The organism is Salinispora vitiensis (assembly GCF_000378825.1).
GTDB lineage: Bacteria > Actinomycetota > Actinomycetes > Mycobacteriales > Micromonosporaceae > Micromonospora > Micromonospora vitiensis.
The window spans coordinates 628780-644301 of sequence record NZ_KB900388.1; the positions used below are offsets into that span (position 1 = coordinate 628780).

Sequence of the window (15522 nt, forward strand, 5' to 3'; positions counted from 1 at the left end):
CTTCACTCGTGAATCGGAGCTTGGGGCTCGACGTCGCGAAGGCTCCGCATGGGGGAGGGGTGACCGATCTCGCTGATGAAACGCGCCGTGATGGTGGGGTCCGCAAGGCCGGTGAACCACTCCCGGACCCACTCGGCGATCTGCTGTCGGTGCAGGGAATCCTCCGGCCCGTCGAGACCGAGGAGCTCCGCCACGGCCGCTGCCTCGACGTCGGGCGTCAGTTCCACGTCGTGGAGGTACTGGTGCAGCTTCGCCGGGTTGCTCAACCGCTGCCTGCTGGCGGGCTCGTGCACCATCAGGGTGCGCGCCGAAACCAGCCCGGGAAGCGTGAGGGCGAGGACGCGCCGGCTGCGGCGGGTGATCGGGATAGCGTCAACGAACCGATCGCCCTGGCGAACGTACTGGTCGAAGTGCCGGAACGTCTGGGCGTCGCGTTCCCGGCCGATCTTGTGCAGGACGTACACCAGGCCCGGATGCCGACGACCGACCCGGGCGGTGGTCTGGATGAACTCGGCCGTGGTCAACGGCAGGCCCAGCATGACCATCGTGTTGAGCCGGTCGATGTCCACCCCGTGCGACAACATCGAGCTGGCCGCTACCACGTGAATGCGATCCGAGAACTTTTCCTCTGGTTTCTCCAGCCGTTCCAGGATGTCCCGCACCTCATCGAAGTCGGTCTGCCCGGTGAGTTGTTCGACGTTGATGCCATCGACGGTGCTGTTGCTGCCGAGGCTTCGGCCGGCGGCCTCGACGTCGTACAGGGTGGAGCCGTACACCACGTTCGTACCGTAGAGGCTGAGCAGTTCCTCGACATGTCTCGGATCGATGCCGGCTTCCGTGCAGACGGCCGACGGCTCGTCCGCCAGCCGCCGTACGCTGCGCTGGAGGGCGTCCAGAGTCCGGTCGCTGACGTGCTCCACCGTCACCCCACGCGGCGCGACCGCCACGAACCGCCGCAGCTTTTCCGACCTGCGCAGCGTCCAGAAGGACTCACCGGAGCGGGGACCCGGCTGCGGGAAGACCCGGCCTTCCCGCCGGTAGAGAACCTCGACCTGCCGGTCGTACCCGATGAGTGTCGCGCTGCTGGCGACGATCTTGGCCTGGCTACCGGACAGCTCCTGCTGTAGGTGGTCGAGCAGACTCTCATAGTGTGAGTCGACGGCACCGAGGCTGTCGCGGAGTAGGTGCAGCTCGTCCTGCAGCCGCAGCGACGGTGCGAACCGGTCCGCCGGCATCGGTAGCGACCTGAGCGTCCCCTGGCAGTCCGGCACCAGACAGCCGTTGGGCGCCTTCGACCTGCTCGCATAGGTGAAGCCGTGCCAGTCAACCGAGCAGACCTTCTGTGGCGGCCCGACGAGACCACGCATCGCCTGCTGCAGGCCGATCGAGGCGGCCTTGTCCAGCGTTCCCACCACCACGGTCGGGAGGAAGCGGAAGATCTCCTGGTCAACGACGTACACCGGCAGTGCCCCGCGTCGCCAGGGGCAGCGCGGGTTGGTGCAGTGGTGTTCCAGCTTCCAGCGTTGCCGGTCGAACCTCATCCGCAGCTTCTCGTCCCGGCAGAACGGACAGTGCAGCAGTACCCGGTACTTGTCCGGCATGCCCGGGCTATCCGGACCGATCTCGTCGTCCGCCGGCCTGGGCACGATCTTGTTGGGCGTACCGGCCTGACCGACCAGGAACCCGAGGCTGAACGGCGCACCTTTGACATCGGCCACCCGACGCGCCACCGCATCCCGGCGTACCAGCTCGGCGCCGGCGAGTGCGTCGGCGAAACGTTGCGTCTGTTGCAAGCTCAGCAGCCGGAGCGGAAACCGGGACCAGGCCGTCACGCCGGTGCGTTTGCCGGTGAGCCGATCGAAGAAGGCCGTCGTCAACAACAGCCCCAGATAGGTCTCGGTCTTGCCGCCCCCGGTGGCGAACCAGACGGTGTCGACGAACTTCGCGTCCTCGGCGGGTTCGGCGAGGAAGCGGATCGCGGACAGCAGGAAGCCAACCTGGAACGGCCGCCAGGCGTCGTAGCCGCGCCCCTTCGCGCTCCACCCGATCGCCTGGTTCATCAGCTGGAACGACTGGCGAATGTCGCTATTGGTCCCCAGTAGCCGCAGCCCGGTCCGGAGCCGGTCGAGTTCGGCGAACACCTCCGCGGCCGCCCGGTCCGCCTCGGCGCGCATTTCCGCCGTCCAGCCCTCAGCCGCCTCCCGGGCGCCCAGCGCCGAGGCGGACCAGTGGGCCCGGTCGTACGCTTCGAGCGCGTCAACCAGCGCGGTGAGCTCCGGAACCGGGTCGGCGGCGAGCCGCTCGAACGACAGCGTCGGCTCCGGCCGGCTGCTGTTCCAATAGTCGGGGCGGACGGTCTGCACCGTGGTGGTGTCCGAACTGCGAAACACCCCGGGTGCGGGCACCTCGACACCCACGTTGAGGCCGTACGCCGGCACATCGCGGTCGTAGCGGAAACTGTCCGGCAGCGCCTCCAACTGGAACGGGGTGGTGCGGAGACCGGAGACCTCCAGCTGTGTCTCATAAAGGTGCGAGTCGGTCAGATCGCGGGACTTCCCCGGGCTGGTGTTGACCAGCTGTACGACCAGCTCGGGGTCCTGATGCCAATCCTCCACCTCGACCCGGACCTCAGCCGTCCGCCCCGGCGCTCCCACCGCGGCGAAGGCGGCTCGCAGCTGCTCGGCCCCGAAGGTTTCACCTTCGGCGCCCGCCACGACACCGATCTCCTCCTCGACGGGACCGGTACGCCACCAGCGTCGGTTTGGGTCCGGACCATCCCTGGGGTCCCTGACCCAGGCGCGGGCCCGCACCGTCACCGTCATCGACCACGGCGGCGCTTCGGCCGGGCGGAGCCGGATGCCGATCGCGCACGGGTCCAGCCGCTCAGCTCGGTCGTCGCCGGTGCCCTTCCGCACCTCGTCCTCGCACCCGAGTCGTCCCAGCCAAAAGGTTCCCGATGGGGCCACGTCCAGTCGATCCAGTCCGTCGCCCCGACCCGCGGCGACCACCCGCCGATCGAGCCAGGTGACGAAGGCATCGCACGCCTCCTCCAGCGACTGCACCACCCTGCCGCTCATCGGGTCTTCCTCTCCGTCGACGCGCCGCGCCCCGGTTCGCTGCCCAAGTACGGCCGCAGCGCCAGCTTCTCCGTCGACCGCTGCAGCTTGCTCATGGCCTTTCCCTGGATCTGGCGGATCCGTTCGCGGCTGACGCCGTGGTCTGCGGCGATGTCGTCCAGGGTCTCTTCCGCGCCGGTGCTGAGGCCGAACCGGCGGCGGATCACGTCGACGGCTCGGTCGGGGAGCACCGTGCGGAGGAGGCGATCGACCTCGCCGCGCAGGGTCGCGTGCTCGACGATCGCTGCCGGGTCGGTGCGCCCATCACGCTCCTCGTCGTGGCCGAGGACGTCCGAGAGGCGAAGGTCACCATCCACACTGAGTAACAGGTCGATGCTGAGAGCCGGTTGGGCAAGCTCCAGCATCGCCTGGACCTTGCCTGGCTCCATGCTGGTGGTGTCGGCCAGTTCGTCGAGCGTCGGCTCTCGACCCAGCCGGTCGGTGAGCTTCCGGGTCGCCCGCCGGATTTTCTGGATCCGTTCGTGGACATGCAGGGGTACGCGGATGATCCGGCCGTGGTTGCCGATGCCCCGTTCGATGCTCTGTTTGATCCACCACGTCGCGTAGGTGGAGAACTTGTAGCCCTTGGAGCCGTCGAACAGGTGGGCGGCGTGGATGAGGCCCGTGTTGCCGTCCTGGATGCGGTCGGCGAAGGCGACGCCGGTCTGGCGGTATTGCCGGGCTTTGGCGATCGACACCACGAGCCGCAGGTTCGCACACACCAACGCCGTGTGGGCGTGCTGCCCCTCGATCGCACGGTTGTGTAGCGACCGGCGGTCCGTCGCGGATAGGTCCGATCCGTTGGCATCGAGTGCGGCCCGAGCCGTTGCGCCCTGCTTCATCAACGACCAGAGCTCTACCTCGCGAGCGGCGTCGAGCAGCGGGTATCGCCCGATCTCCCGGAGATACTGGCGAACCGTGTCGTCGGGTGGTTCGTTGCCCGGTCGGCCGGACCTGACCGGTCCCGTGCTGGCCAAGGCTGGGAGGTCAACGCCAGCGTCGGCCAAGAGGCCGAGTAGCTCACCGGTCTGTGCCGCGGTGAGGCTTCGCCGGGTTGCCAGCAGGGCGACGTCGGCACGGGTGAGCCTTCCCCCCGTCCGGATCCAGTCTCCGAAAAGGTCCTCGAACGCCCGGCCGACGGCATCGTCTGCGGGAAGGGGATCGGGAGGCACCGGATCGTCATCGAACATCCACCCGACGTCACTGTCCGGTAGGTCGTCGTCCAGTGTGGCCTCAGCCCCGCTAACCGCCGGCTCGGTGGCGGTTTCGGTCGCGGTCGTGGTCGTGGCGGTACTGGTGGTCTCGGTGGCACTGGTGGTGGTAGCGGTGGGGGCGACCTGGGCTTGGGGCGTTGGGGTAGCGTCTGGAGGACGGGTGCGGTCGCTGCTGGCCTGCGGCTGGGCCAGCGCCACCACGAGCGCATCAATGTCGCTGCGGGTAAGGCGGTGCCGGGCGACGAACTCCGCGATCGCGGACTGTGCCTGGTGTACGTCCCGGTTGTCAATGATCGCTCGTAGTTCGTCCATGAGTGCAGCAGACGCTTTCGCGGATCGCACCATTTAGGTGATGATGGCGGTAGTCATGCTTCCTCCCCTGGCTGGTAGCGCTCAGCGTAGGGAATGGATGCGACAAAGAACATGAATCGAACAAATGTTCCATGACTCGTCGGTGCGGGACGCGCTCAGCGGGTCTTCCAGCTTGAGTGCTGCGCGCGTAGACTCCGTCGGTGCTTGAGGTGGCGGGGGAATTCGAGATTCACATTACGGCTCATGCTCATCACGCCGAGAGGCTGGCGGCGTTTGCCGCTGAGCACGGGGGTCAAATTTATCCAAGTTGTGCTTGATCATGGTGAGTACGCGCGGCCGGCAGCTACCCCTGCTGTTGGCATTGGCCCTCGGTCGTCCTGGATCTCAGGAGGTTTAGCTGGTGTCTGCAGTTCTCCAGGATTGTACTTTTCAGTACCGTGCCGACATTCCGGTGTTCCGTGACCTGACCATCGAGCTTCAGCCCGGTGCGACGGTGTTGCTCGGTCCCAACGGTGCCGGGAAGTCCACGCTGTTGTCGCTGATCGTGGGGCTGCTGCGGCCAGACGCCGGCACCGTACGCATTGGTCGGCTGGTCAGTCACGCCCGGCGTACCCGGTCGCGCTACCGTCGTTCGGTCGGTTGGCTACCGCAGCGCGTCGTGGCGATGCCGGGTTTGAAGGTGCGGGAGCAGGTCGCCTACGCGGGCTGGCTGAAGGGGCTCAACCGCCGGGATGCCTGGGCCAACGCGGCGCAGGCGTTGGGTCGGGTTGGCCTGGGGGAGCTGGCGGAACGACCCAGTAAGACGCTTTCCGGTGGTCAGCTCCGGCGGGTCGGGATCGCGCAGACCCTGGTTCACGACGCGAAGCTGGTCGTGATGGACGAGCCCTCGGCTGGGTTGGATCCGCAGCAGCGGCGGGTGCTGCGGGAGGTGCTCAACGGGGTTGCCGGCGATGTCGACCTGCTGGTGTCGACGCATCAGACCGAAGACATCAGTGATATCTACCAGCAGGTGGTGGTGCTGGATCACGGCGTGGTGCGGTTCCACGGTGGGGTGCCGGAGTTTATGGCGCTGGCGCAGCCGAACGTCGAGCTGTCTCGACGGGCCGAGGACTCCTACGCGCAGTTGATCGGTGCGGAGGTATGAACGAGCGGAGCGCTGGCAGCTGGCGGACGATTTACCCCTGGCGCGCTCGTGCGGAGATCTACGTGACCGGGCCGATGCTCGCCCTGGTGCTTCTCCAGGGGACGGCAGTGACCGATACGGTCACGTCCGGGTACTGGATGGCCGCGGTGGCCGAGGCCAACCTGATGTTGTTCATCCTCGTGCCGCTCTGCGCGGTCTGCGCCGCCTGGGAGGGGGCGCGGCACCGCGGCGGCGGCGTCAACGAACTGGGCATCGCTCGGCCGGTGTGGGTGGTCGCTGCCGTCGCGGTGGCGCCGACGTTGGTGATGGGGGTGCTCGGGGTTGCCGCAGCGGTGCTGTCGACCGCGCCTGCGGCAGTCGGTGCGCCCGGAGTCCCGCCGCTCGGGTTGATTGGTGTCTACCTGGTGGTGATGGCCGGTCACACCATTGTCGGCTACGGTCTTGGGCGTTGGCTGCCGCCGGCGCTGGCGCTGCCGGCCAGCCTGGGTGGCTCCTACGTGTGGCTGGCTTACCCGGCTGCGGTCGAGCCGTTCTGGATCCGGCACCTCAACGGACTGTCCTTTGAAAGCTGCTGCTCGATCGGCTATCAGCCGGACAGCCGGGCGGTGCTGGCCACCGTGCTCTTCGCCGTCGGCATCGGTGTTGGCACGCTGATCGCGCTGGGCGGAAGCCGGCTGTCTCGCATCGGCGGTGCGGTGAGCGGCACCGCCCTGCTTCTGGTCGCGGTCACGGTGGCGTTGCCGCTCGGCCCCTCGGTTAGTGCCCCGCGCGACGGAGCACCGCGGTGTGCTGGGCAGCGGCCCACGCTGTGCCTGTGGCCGGAGCAGGAGCAGGCCCGAGATGTCATCCACCCGGTGCTGGCAGCGGCGTACTCCCGGCTCGGCGAGGTCGGCCTCATGCTGCCGGAGACGGTGACCAGCGACGTCCGCGCTGCCGACACCAAACAAGGCAACGCGGCTGAGGCGGTCTCCATCAACCCGCCGGCCAGTCCGGACCCGCAGATGGTGGTACGGAGCCTGGCGAGCAGCCTTGTGCCGGACACATTTCCGCCCTGCGCGGCCCACGGGCCGTGGCCAGGCGCCCACAACGATGCCGCGTTGACGGTGTGGGTGGCGTTGGCAGCCGGCGTGCCGGCATCGACGTTGGACTCGACCGCCCCGCCGGAGCTGATGGACCTGGTGCTCCGGGTACGTCAAGAACTCGACAACGAGCAGCAGCTCGCCTGGTACCGCGCCAACGTGGTGCCGATGGGCGACTGCACCACCCCGCCGCGACTTGACCCAGCTTCCTTTGCATCGGAGCAGCCGCGGTGATCTGGTGGTGGCGCACCCGCGCGTTGACCGCGGTGACGGTCGCGTTCGCCGGGAGCCTCGCCGCCGCGATCGTGCTCGGAGGTGAGGTGCTGCCGCTGCCCAGTCTGGCCGGGGCGTTGCTCGTGCCGATCGTGTTCGCGCTGTTGCTGCCGCTCGTCCCGATCGTCATCCTCTGGCACGGCATCGACCGCAGCGGCGGTGACCTGGACGCCACCGCGGTCCGCCTGGTGGCCGCTCGGGACCTGGGTGCCGCCGCGACGATCGTGCTGGTGACCGCGATTCTGGTCGGCGTCACCTCGACGACCGGCTCGTGGCAGCTCGGCCCCGGATACCTGCGTAACCTCATCGGTTTCCTCGGGCTAGCCCAACTGGTCGCCCCGATCATCGGCACCCGACTCGCGGCGCTGGCCCCAGTCGGCGCGGTGATCGTCAGTGCGCTCTTCGGCACCGGCCACGGTGGCCTGGTGCACTGGTGGGCGTGGCCGGTCGCCGACACCCACTCCACACTGGCCTTCGCCGAAGCGGCACTGCTGCTGGGGATCGGTTCGGCGGTAACGGTGTGGCGGTTCAACCGAAGCGGGCCTGCCCGGCTGGGCCGATGGCGAGTCGCCCGGTAGCCGGCCCAGCCGCGCTGATCCAAGAGGCATGCCCCGGAGTCTGTCAGCGGGGCATGGCAGCGTACTCGGCGACCAGGTACGACCGGTAGGTGATCACCGCGGGGATCGGCACGTTCAACATGCCCGCCGTCTCGGTCAGCACCTCCTCGTATCCCAGCAACGCGCCGGACCCCGGATCGATGATCACCGTGTACTGGGCGGGCAGGCCATGGAAGTCGGAGGTGATCGAGAACGCTTCCCCGGCCCGTCCGGCACGGTCGGTGACGGTGCCGGTCACCGTGATGCCCGGCAGCTCAGCGAGGAGTCTGAGTGCCGCCGCGCGCTGCTCCGGGTTCAGCAGCCGTACCCCCGCGAGTTCGGTAACGGACTCCAGATACTGCACCGGCGCCTCGTGGGCGGGCACGCCCGTGGTGAGCCATTCGCGTAGCGCGGTGGCGTCGGTGGGCACTGGGCCCTGCCAGTGGCTGTAGTACTCGCCGGCGGTGTAGTCGCGCGTCTCTTCCGACGAGTCGATCCGGCCGCCGCGCCGCTTCCACTCCCGGCGGTCGGCCTCGGACCGGAATATCGGGGGCAGTGCCTTCAGGGCCTCCCGGCCGGCGCCGTCTTCGGTCCGCCAGGACCGCCACTGCTCCGGCACAACTGCGGACGTCGTCCGTCCGTCGGTGACCGAGGAGTTCAGGAACCAGTTCGCCGACTCCAGGTGCTCCACCGTGCCGGCCGGCCGTGGCGGTGCTGGCTGCCCCGCCGCCACCTCCGCCAGGCGCCGCAGCCGGGTACTGGCCGGTTCCGCGCTCGCCGGCGGGCCGTAGGTGAGCATCGCCGGAGTGGCCGCGTACGCCGGCTGCGGCTCCCGAACTGTCTCCAGCGCCACCGCACCGGCAGCCACCGCCAGTACCACCCCGCCGGCCGCCAGTACGAGACGGCGTCGTAGCACCGCCCGGCTGGCCGGGGGAGCGGCGCGGTCGGAGGCGAGGTGAACGTCGCCCGCGAGCACCCGAGAACGACCGCCGCCTCGGCAGCGGTCAGACGCTCCCAGGCGACCAGCCGAAGCACCTCCCGATCTGTCGCCGGGACCTGGTCGAACGCGACGGCAACGTCACGCTTGCTGGTCACCTCGTCCGCGTGATCCGCCACCACTGCCTGATCCCGCTCCGCCGCAACCCGCAACGTCAACTCCCGCCACCGTCGACGTCCCCTGGCCTCGTTGGCCAGTACCAGGCGCGCCACCCCGTACAACCACGGCAGGGCCGGCTCCGTCGGAACTTCATTCAGGCGGCGCCACGCGACGAGGAAGACCTCGGCGACCACATCGCCGACCTCAGCGCCGACGATGCGGCGAGTCACATACCGCCACACGTCACCGTGGTGACGCTCGTACAACTCGGTGAAACGGTCTTCGCTGCCACCCATGGCACCTCCTACTGGTGCTTATGTCCGGCACCAGCCGCGACATCACCACCAGTAACGAGAAACCACCCAAGAGCGTCTGCCGCCGGCCGATGACCAGAGCGGCCGGCGGCCATCCGACGTTCTCTTGGCCTACTGAGCCATTCAGCGCAACGAGGCCGGTGCGGTAGGAGACGGTCCGGCTTGTCCGGACCGGCCGGGACGTCACTGCAGCCGGGCGGGCATCCGGGCGGGCGGGCGGTCGTGCGTCGTCCTGCCGGGGCTAGGTGGTGCTGTGTCGCCCGCTGTCGAGTTGCCCTCATGGATGGGGCGCAGGAATACCCGCGCCCGCCTCGATCGACATCCCGTTCTATTCCGGCTGATAGCACCTGCTCGCGGCGGCCCGAGTCGAGCCTTGGTGTCGGTCCCGCCGGTGGGGCAGCTCGACAGCGAACGTAACGCTGGCATCCTAGCGGCCATCAGCATTGATGCCCATTAGTGTCAATCGATGCTGCTTCGGTGTACCCCTCCTCATCCGCGTCGCCGGCAATCCGTGCCCGCCGACGCGCCAACCTTTTCGGGGCATCGCCGGCCACCATCTCGGGGCGCCCCGGATCCGCAACATCAGCCTCTGTCCCTGGAAAGTCGGCGACACCGTCGCGGCAGCCTTGGTCATCCTCCACACCGACCACCAACAAGCCACCTGATCAGCCAACGTCACGGCCCGTTACGCGGAAAGGCTCACTCACTGTGGAGAACCGCGGCGATCGGGAGTCGGCCGGCTCTTCTGGCGGGCAGGGCAGCGCCCAGGACCGCGATCGCCACGCCGACGAGCACCACCAGGGACAGACCGCCGACCGTCCAGACGTTGGTGATTCGGGCCGGTAGGTCGCGCTCCGCGGCCTCGGCCATCAGCGGCAGAACCAGGCGGTGCGCACCCACCCCGAGCGGGATGCCCAGGCAACCCGCCGCCAAGCCCAGCGTGGCCATGGACGTCACCATCATTGTCACCACCTGACCTGGCGTCATCCCGATCGCCTTCAGCATGCCGAGATCCCGGCGACGTTCTCGCGTGTTGAGCAGGACGGTGTTGAAGACGCTCAGCGCGACGACCAAGCCGATGATTGAGGCGAAGGCGATAGAAATGATCGTGACCGACACGGTGAAGGAGTTACCCAGGCCGGAGTCGGCTGACCAGGCCGACAGGCCTGGATCTGCCTGGCGAACCGCGGCCAGGTAGGTGGCGACCGGCGTGTCGGAGGCGAGTCGGATGTAGTAGAGGACTTCGTGACTCACCACCTGGTGGTCGGGTGCGAGGCGGGTGCGGAGCTGCCAGTCGGCGAAGATGGTGTCGCGGTCAAAGGCGCCCTCGATCGTCTTGCCCACGATTGTCACCGGCTCGTGGCCACCGGCATAGGCCAGTTCCAACCGGTCACCGACCTGGGCGTCCAGGTGGTGGAGGGCGGCCGAGGAGGCGACCACCTCATTCGGAGCGGTCATCCACCGGCCCTCGACGAGCTGCTCCTGATAGCCGAGGGTGGCCGAGTCGCCGCGCAGGAAACTCACCGGGACCGGGTCGCGGTGGCCGAGAGCGGTGAGTTGCATGGGCAGCTCAGCGGTGACGTGGGAGGTTCCAGGCAGCCCGCGTAGCAGCGACTCCACCTGCGGGTCGGTGCGGTCGGTGGGGGGATTGCCCAGGGACGGGTTGTTCGGGCGCACCTGCACTTGCACGGCGTCGGCGCGGTCCACGGCCTGGCCGTAGCGGACCAACGACGCGGCCAGACCGCCAGCGAACGTCACGCTGGTGACGCCGAGTAACAGCGCCGCCATGGTCAGCCCGGTCCGTCCGGGACGGCTGAAGGGCAGCCCCAGACCCAGGCTGACGGCCCGGGGCAGCCGAATCCCGGAGAGCGCGCGCTGCACCCGCAGCCCGCGCCCCGTCCTCGGCGTGGCGCTGGCGCTGATCGCCTCGGCAGCGGACAACCGGCGGGCGCGGGACGCGGGAACGAGGGCGGTCAGCATGACCAGCGCCGGGACGCCGAGGAGCCCGGTGAGTGGCACCCACGCGCCGGTCTCGAGCTGACCGCCTAAGCCAAGGCCCTGAAACGCGATGCCGATCAGGGGACGGGTAGCGACCGTGCCCAGTACAGCCCCGGCAGCGGCACCGGCCGTCGCCGGCACCGTCACCATGACGAGGTAGACGGACACCACCTGACGCGGTGTGAAGCCGAGCGCCTTCAGCACGCCGATGTGCCGGAATCCGGAGACGACCGCGCCGCTGATCACGTTCGCCACGATCAGGACGGCGACGATCAGGCCGAGCGCTCCGAAGACGATCAGAAACGGCAGGATCGTGCCAGGGCCGGCGGCGACGGCTTCCTTCTGGGTCAGGTAGGAGCTGGCCGCGAGCAGACCATCACGTGGCAGGCTGGCTGTCGCCACCTCCACCTGCTCGGTGGTCGCGGCGTCGCGGAAGCGGTAGAGCACCTGGGCGGTGGTCGGCCCAAGCTGGGCCATCGTGGCGGGAGAAACCCAGGCGTCGGCGGTGTGGGACACGCTGTAGGCGACACCGACGATGGTCAGCTGCGGCCGGCCCGGCGTGGTGATCATCTTCCCGATGACGTCCTGGGTGAAGCTGTCCGCCGCGCTCAGTGACGACGGCGGCAACATGTTCACCACGATCTCGTCCGGGTCGGTGGCCCACCGCCCGGCCCAGAGGTCTACCCGGTCCACCGGTCCGGCGGGGTCAGCGCGGCCGACGACGGTGAGCGGTCCGGTTGCCCAGACCGGCCCGCCGTCCGCCGGAACGTCCAAGACGAGTTGTCCGAACGGGCCGGCGACCGCCTCGGTGTCGGTGCCGCCCGTGGGCGGTGCCGGGGTCGAGTAGGTGGCGATGACGTGCGGGCCGCGCTGCGCGGCGAAGGCCCGCTCGAAGGGGCCGCTCGACAGGTCCAGCAGCCCCGCCGCCAGCACGACCGTCGCGCTTGCGCAGAGCGCCACCAGCGCGATCACCGAGGTCTGGAACCTCCGTCGCCGTACCGCCGCCCGGGAGGCTCGCCATACCGCGCTCATGCCGTCCGCTCCAGTGCCCGCTCGCGGACGATCCGGCCGTCGGCCAACTCCACCACCCGACTCGCGCAACGTTCGGCGACCGCTGGGTCGTGGGTGACCAGCAGCAGCGTTTGGCCGATCTGGTTGAGGTCGAGCAACAGGTCCATCACCTGCTCGCCGGTACGGCTGTCGAGCGCTCCGGTCGGCTCGTCGGCCAGCAGCAGCGCCGGGCGGTTCATCAGCGCGCGGGCCACGGCGACCCGCTGCCGTTCCCCGCCGCTGAGCGTCGCCGGGTAGGCGTTACGGCGGTCGGCGATTCCGAGCTCCTCGAAGAGCTCCAGCGCCCGCCGCCGCGCCTGCCCGGCCCGTACGCCCATCAGCTGGGCGGCCAACGCCACGTTGTCCAGCGCGGGCAGGTCGTCGAGCAGGTTGAAGAACTGGAAGACGAAGCCGATGCGGCGTCGCCGGAACAGGGCCAGCCCGGCCTCGCTGAGTTCGCCGAGGTCCTCGTCGTGCACCTCGACCCGCCCGGCGCTCGGCCGGTCCAGCCCCGCGATCACGTTCAGTAGCGTCGACTTACCGCAGCCCGACGGCCCCATGATGGCGACCGCTTCCCCCGACCCGACCCGGAGTGAGACACCGTCCAGGGCCGTCGCGTCGCCGTACTCTTTGCGCACCTCATCCAGGCGCAGCACCGTTGTCATGGCCCGAGGCTAGGTCGGCTTCCATGTCGGAATCGTCCCCGCCGGGATGTAGCTCGGCGCCGGGTGTCATCCTGCCGATGTACGCCGCCACCACCAGGGACCGATGCGCGCCCGCGCCCGATCTGAGATCGTGGCCCGGTGATTCCCTTGGCCGCCGCGCTGGCGGCAGCAGGTGTGGCAGCGGGAGCCGCCGTGGCGTTCGGTATCGCCGCGGCCCGTGCTCGTCACCGGCACCGCCGGGTCCTGGCGGAGCGGGGCTGGCTGTTGGAACGGGAGCGCCAAGCGGCCGCCGCTGCCGCGGTTGACGCCGAGCGGGCCCGCATCGCCCGGGACCTGCACGACATTGTGAGTCACCACGTCAGCGTGATGGTGGTGCAGACCGGTGCCGCGCGGGAGGTGCTGGGCGCCGCCGGAGAGACGGTCCCACCCGAGGCCGCCGAGGCGCTGGCCGCCGTCGAGGGGGCCGGTCGTGGTGCGCTGACGGAGCTACGGCACCTGCTGGGACTGCTCGCCCCCGCCGCCGACGGCCAGGAAGCCACCGAAACGCCCGACGAGTACGCGCCGCAGCCGAGCCTGAGCCAGCTGAGTCAGCTGGTCGATCGAATCGCCTTCGCGGGCCTGCCGGTCGACGTACGCGTCAGTGGCGAGCCGCATCCCCTACCGACCGGAATCGACGTGACGGCGTACCGCATCATCCAGGAGGCGCTGACCAACGTGCTCAAGCACGGCGAAGCCGACCGGGCCGAGGTCGAGGTCCGGTACGCGCACCGGTACCTGCGTGTCGAGGTCCTCAATCCGGGGCCGAGCGTCCTGTCCGGCCAGCCCGCGGCACGGCAACCGGCCGACGGCGCCGGCCGTGGCCTGCGCGGCCTGCGCCAGCGGATCGCGGTCTACGGTGGCGACCTCGACGCTCGACGTCGGCTCGGCGGCGGCTACCGGGTTCGCGCCCGCATCCCCCTGGACTCGGCGTGACCGGGCCACGGGTTCTCATCGCTGACGATCAGTTACTGGTCCGCACCGGATTCCGGATGATCCTCAATGCTCGCGGGGTGGAGGTGGTAGGTGAGGCCGCCGATGGGGTTGAGGCCGTCTCCGCGGCGAGACGGTTCCATCCCGATGTGGTTCTCATGGATATCCGGATGCCGAACCTCGACGGTCTCGCCGCCACCCGGCAGGTCATGGCGTTGCTACCGCACTGCCGGGTCATCATGCTCACCACGTTTGACCTCGACCGGTACGTCTACGCGGCGCTCGCCGCGGGTGCCAGCGGCTTCCTCCTCAAGGACGTGACCCCCGAGCACCTGGCCAACGCGGTACGCCTCGTCGCCATCGGCGATGCCCTGCTCGCCCCTGTGATCACCCGTCGCCTGGTGGAGCGGTTCACGACCGAGTCCGCCCCGGTGCCACCGCACCACGACCTCAGCCCGCTTACCCCGCGTGAGCTCGAGGTGCTGACCCTGCTCGGTGCCGGCCTGTCCAATGCCGAACTCGCCCAGAAGCTCACGCTCAGCGCGGCGACCGTCAAGACCCACGTAGCACGGATCTTCGCCAAGCTTCACCTGCGGGACCGGGCGCAGGCCGTCGTCCTGGCGTACGAGACCGGTCTCGTACGCCCTGGCGACCCGTCCCGCTGACCTGGGCATCCGGTCCGGCCCAGATTCGCCCTCCACGATCGCCGCGACGGGCGATCCGCACCGTCCTACCGAGGTGGGTCACCTTTGGTTCGGCTGCCGACGGCTGAGGTCCGGCGGCTGCGCAACAGCTGTTCGCGCGTCAGCTTCGGAGCCTAGGTGGCTTCGAATGAAACGATTGTCATAATCATTAGAACCTACGAGCTCGGAGGAAGACATGGACGATCCGTACGCACAGTCAGCCGAGTACATTGACCTCCTCATCGCCGATGCGTGGGGCCTCTTCGCCCCCGGACTTTCCGAGGCCCTGCATGAGCTCCGCGGCGAAACCGGCGTCACGGTGGACCTGGGTGCCGGCACCGGGCGTGGCGTCGCGGTGATCTGCGCCAGCCTGCCCGACGGGTCGCCGGTGCTGGCCGTGGAGCCCTCACCCGCGCTCCGTGCGGTGCTCCTCGCCCGAGCGCACGAGGACGAACGCCTGAGCTCGCGAGTGACGGTCTCGTCGGCCGACGCGTTGGGCGTGCCACTGCCCGACCGGGTGCGGGCGCTGGTGGCGATGAACATGATCGGACACCTGTCGCCGGACGACAGGCATGAACTGTGGGCGGGTGTCGTCCCGCGACTGGTCCGCGGGGGCCGTGTGGTCGTCAACCTCGCTCCGCCGACGCGTCCGGTCGAGGTTCCGAGAACCCGAATGGCCAGCCGAAGCGTAGGCAGTCTGACCTACGAGGGTTGGGCAAGCGCCAGGGCGGTCGGCGAACGACAGATCAGGTGGCGCATGACCTACCTGACCCGGTCGCCGGAGGGATCACCGGTCTCCGAGGTGGCCGTGGACTACGACTGGTGGGTCATGGACGAGGCGGAGCTGCGCGAGGAACTGGCGGAACATGGGCTGACCATGCGGCAAATCGGGCATCCCGACGCCGGCCTGTACGTCGCGACCCGCGCACAGGATTGACCCCGACCCCGGAGTTGAACTGGAAATCATTTTCAATTAGTGTCTCCGGTGCGCCGGCCGCCTTCTACCTGGCGGC

General features: G+C 69.2%; 11 protein-coding genes and 1 pseudogene. 6 read left to right on the plus strand and 6 right to left on the minus strand.

Annotation, left to right across the window (positions count from 1 at the left end; translation table 11 throughout):
* Nucleotides 1-2: 2 nt before the first annotated feature.
* Nucleotides 3-3077 carry a helicase-related protein gene (locus SALPAC2_RS0102925; RefSeq protein WP_018215137.1) on the minus strand — a complete coding sequence of 1025 codons (3075 nt, stop codon included), beginning with the start codon at nucleotides 3075-3077 and terminating at the stop codon, nucleotides 3-5.
* Entirely contained in the window at nucleotides 3074-4642 is a 1569-nt protein-coding gene (locus SALPAC2_RS0102930) for a sigma-70 family RNA polymerase sigma factor (RefSeq protein ID WP_018215138.1), read from the minus strand. Before SALPAC2_RS0102930 ends, SALPAC2_RS0102925 begins: the two co-directional genes overlap by 4 nt.
* Nucleotides 4643-5093: 451 nt before the next feature.
* Between SALPAC2_RS0102930 and SALPAC2_RS0102935 the strand changes: the two genes are divergently transcribed.
* From SALPAC2_RS0102935 to SALPAC2_RS0102945, 3 genes are read left to right on the plus strand one after another with little or no spacing between them, the layout of a single operon-like run.
* The gene (locus SALPAC2_RS0102935; protein WP_018215139.1) at nucleotides 5094-5786 is read left to right on the plus strand and encodes an ATP-binding cassette domain-containing protein; all 693 of its coding nucleotides are present in this window, start codon (nucleotides 5094-5096) and stop codon (nucleotides 5784-5786) included.
* Nucleotides 5783-7099 (plus strand): DUF7224 domain-containing protein, encoded by a 1317-nt coding sequence (locus SALPAC2_RS0102940; RefSeq protein WP_020493361.1) that lies wholly within the window; start codon nucleotides 5783-5785, stop codon nucleotides 7097-7099. Before SALPAC2_RS0102935 ends, SALPAC2_RS0102940 begins: the two co-directional genes overlap by 4 nt.
* Nucleotides 7096-7716: a hypothetical protein gene (locus tag SALPAC2_RS0102945; protein WP_018215140.1), complete on the plus strand. Its 621-nt coding sequence runs from the start codon at nucleotides 7096-7098 to the stop codon at nucleotides 7714-7716. Before SALPAC2_RS0102940 ends, SALPAC2_RS0102945 begins: the two co-directional genes overlap by 4 nt.
* 43 nt (nucleotides 7717-7759) lie before the next feature.
* Here SALPAC2_RS0102945 and SALPAC2_RS0102950 read toward each other — a convergent pair whose 3' ends face one another.
* The 4 genes and pseudogenes from SALPAC2_RS0102950 to SALPAC2_RS0102960 form a co-directional block, all read right to left on the minus strand.
* Nucleotides 7760-8710, minus strand: coding sequence for a CU044_5270 family protein (locus SALPAC2_RS0102950; RefSeq protein ID WP_018215141.1), 951 nt, complete (start codon nucleotides 8708-8710; stop codon nucleotides 7760-7762).
* Nucleotides 8711-8754: 44 nt separating this feature from the next.
* Nucleotides 8755-9126 (minus strand): annotated as a pseudogene (locus tag SALPAC2_RS25715) (RNA polymerase sigma factor); the annotation flags it as partial.
* A 717-nt stretch (nucleotides 9127-9843) separates the two neighbouring features.
* Entirely contained in the window at nucleotides 9844-12174 is a 2331-nt protein-coding gene (locus SALPAC2_RS0102955; protein WP_026184351.1) for an ABC transporter permease, read from the minus strand.
* Complete coding sequence (locus SALPAC2_RS0102960) at nucleotides 12171-12857, minus strand: ABC transporter ATP-binding protein (protein ID WP_018215143.1); 687 nt, start codon at nucleotides 12855-12857, stop codon at nucleotides 12171-12173. Before SALPAC2_RS0102960 ends, SALPAC2_RS0102955 begins: the two co-directional genes overlap by 4 nt.
* 138 nt (nucleotides 12858-12995) lie before the next feature.
* Here SALPAC2_RS0102960 and SALPAC2_RS0102965 point away from each other — a divergent pair, with 138 nt between their 5' ends.
* From SALPAC2_RS0102965 to SALPAC2_RS0102975, 3 genes are all read left to right on the plus strand, one after another.
* Complete coding sequence (locus tag SALPAC2_RS0102965) at nucleotides 12996-13829, plus strand: sensor histidine kinase (protein ID WP_026184352.1); 834 nt, start codon at nucleotides 12996-12998, stop codon at nucleotides 13827-13829.
* Nucleotides 13826-14491 (plus strand): response regulator transcription factor, encoded by a 666-nt coding sequence (locus tag SALPAC2_RS0102970; RefSeq protein WP_018215145.1) that lies wholly within the window; start codon nucleotides 13826-13828, stop codon nucleotides 14489-14491. The genes SALPAC2_RS0102965 and SALPAC2_RS0102970 overlap by 4 nt, the downstream gene beginning before the upstream one ends.
* A gap of 214 nt (nucleotides 14492-14705) precedes the next feature.
* The gene (locus SALPAC2_RS0102975; RefSeq protein ID WP_018215146.1) at nucleotides 14706-15446 is read left to right on the plus strand and encodes a class I SAM-dependent methyltransferase; all 741 of its coding nucleotides are present in this window, start codon (nucleotides 14706-14708) and stop codon (nucleotides 15444-15446) included.
* The last annotated feature ends 76 nt before the right edge of the window (nucleotides 15447-15522 follow it).

Bases quoted from the DNA above. Each gene is read 5' to 3' on its own strand.
- SALPAC2_RS0102940 (WP_020493361.1), top strand. From the start codon at position 5,783: ATGAACGAGCGGAGCGCTGGCAGCTGGCGGACGATTTACCCCTGGCGC.
- SALPAC2_RS0102925 (WP_018215137.1), bottom strand. From the start codon at position 3,077: ATGAGCGGCAGGGTGGTGCAGTCGCTGGAGGAGGCGTGCGATGCCTTC.
- SALPAC2_RS0102930 (WP_018215138.1), bottom strand. From the start codon at position 4,642: ATGGACGAACTACGAGCGATCATTGACAACCGGGACGTACACCAGGCA.
- SALPAC2_RS0102960 (WP_018215143.1), bottom strand. From the start codon at position 12,857: ATGACAACGGTGCTGCGCCTGGATGAGGTGCGCAAAGAGTACGGCGAC.
- SALPAC2_RS0102955 (WP_026184351.1), bottom strand. From the start codon at position 12,174: ATGAGCGCGGTATGGCGAGCCTCCCGGGCGGCGGTACGGCGACGGAGG.
- SALPAC2_RS0102975 (WP_018215146.1), top strand. From the start codon at position 14,706: ATGGACGATCCGTACGCACAGTCAGCCGAGTACATTGACCTCCTCATC.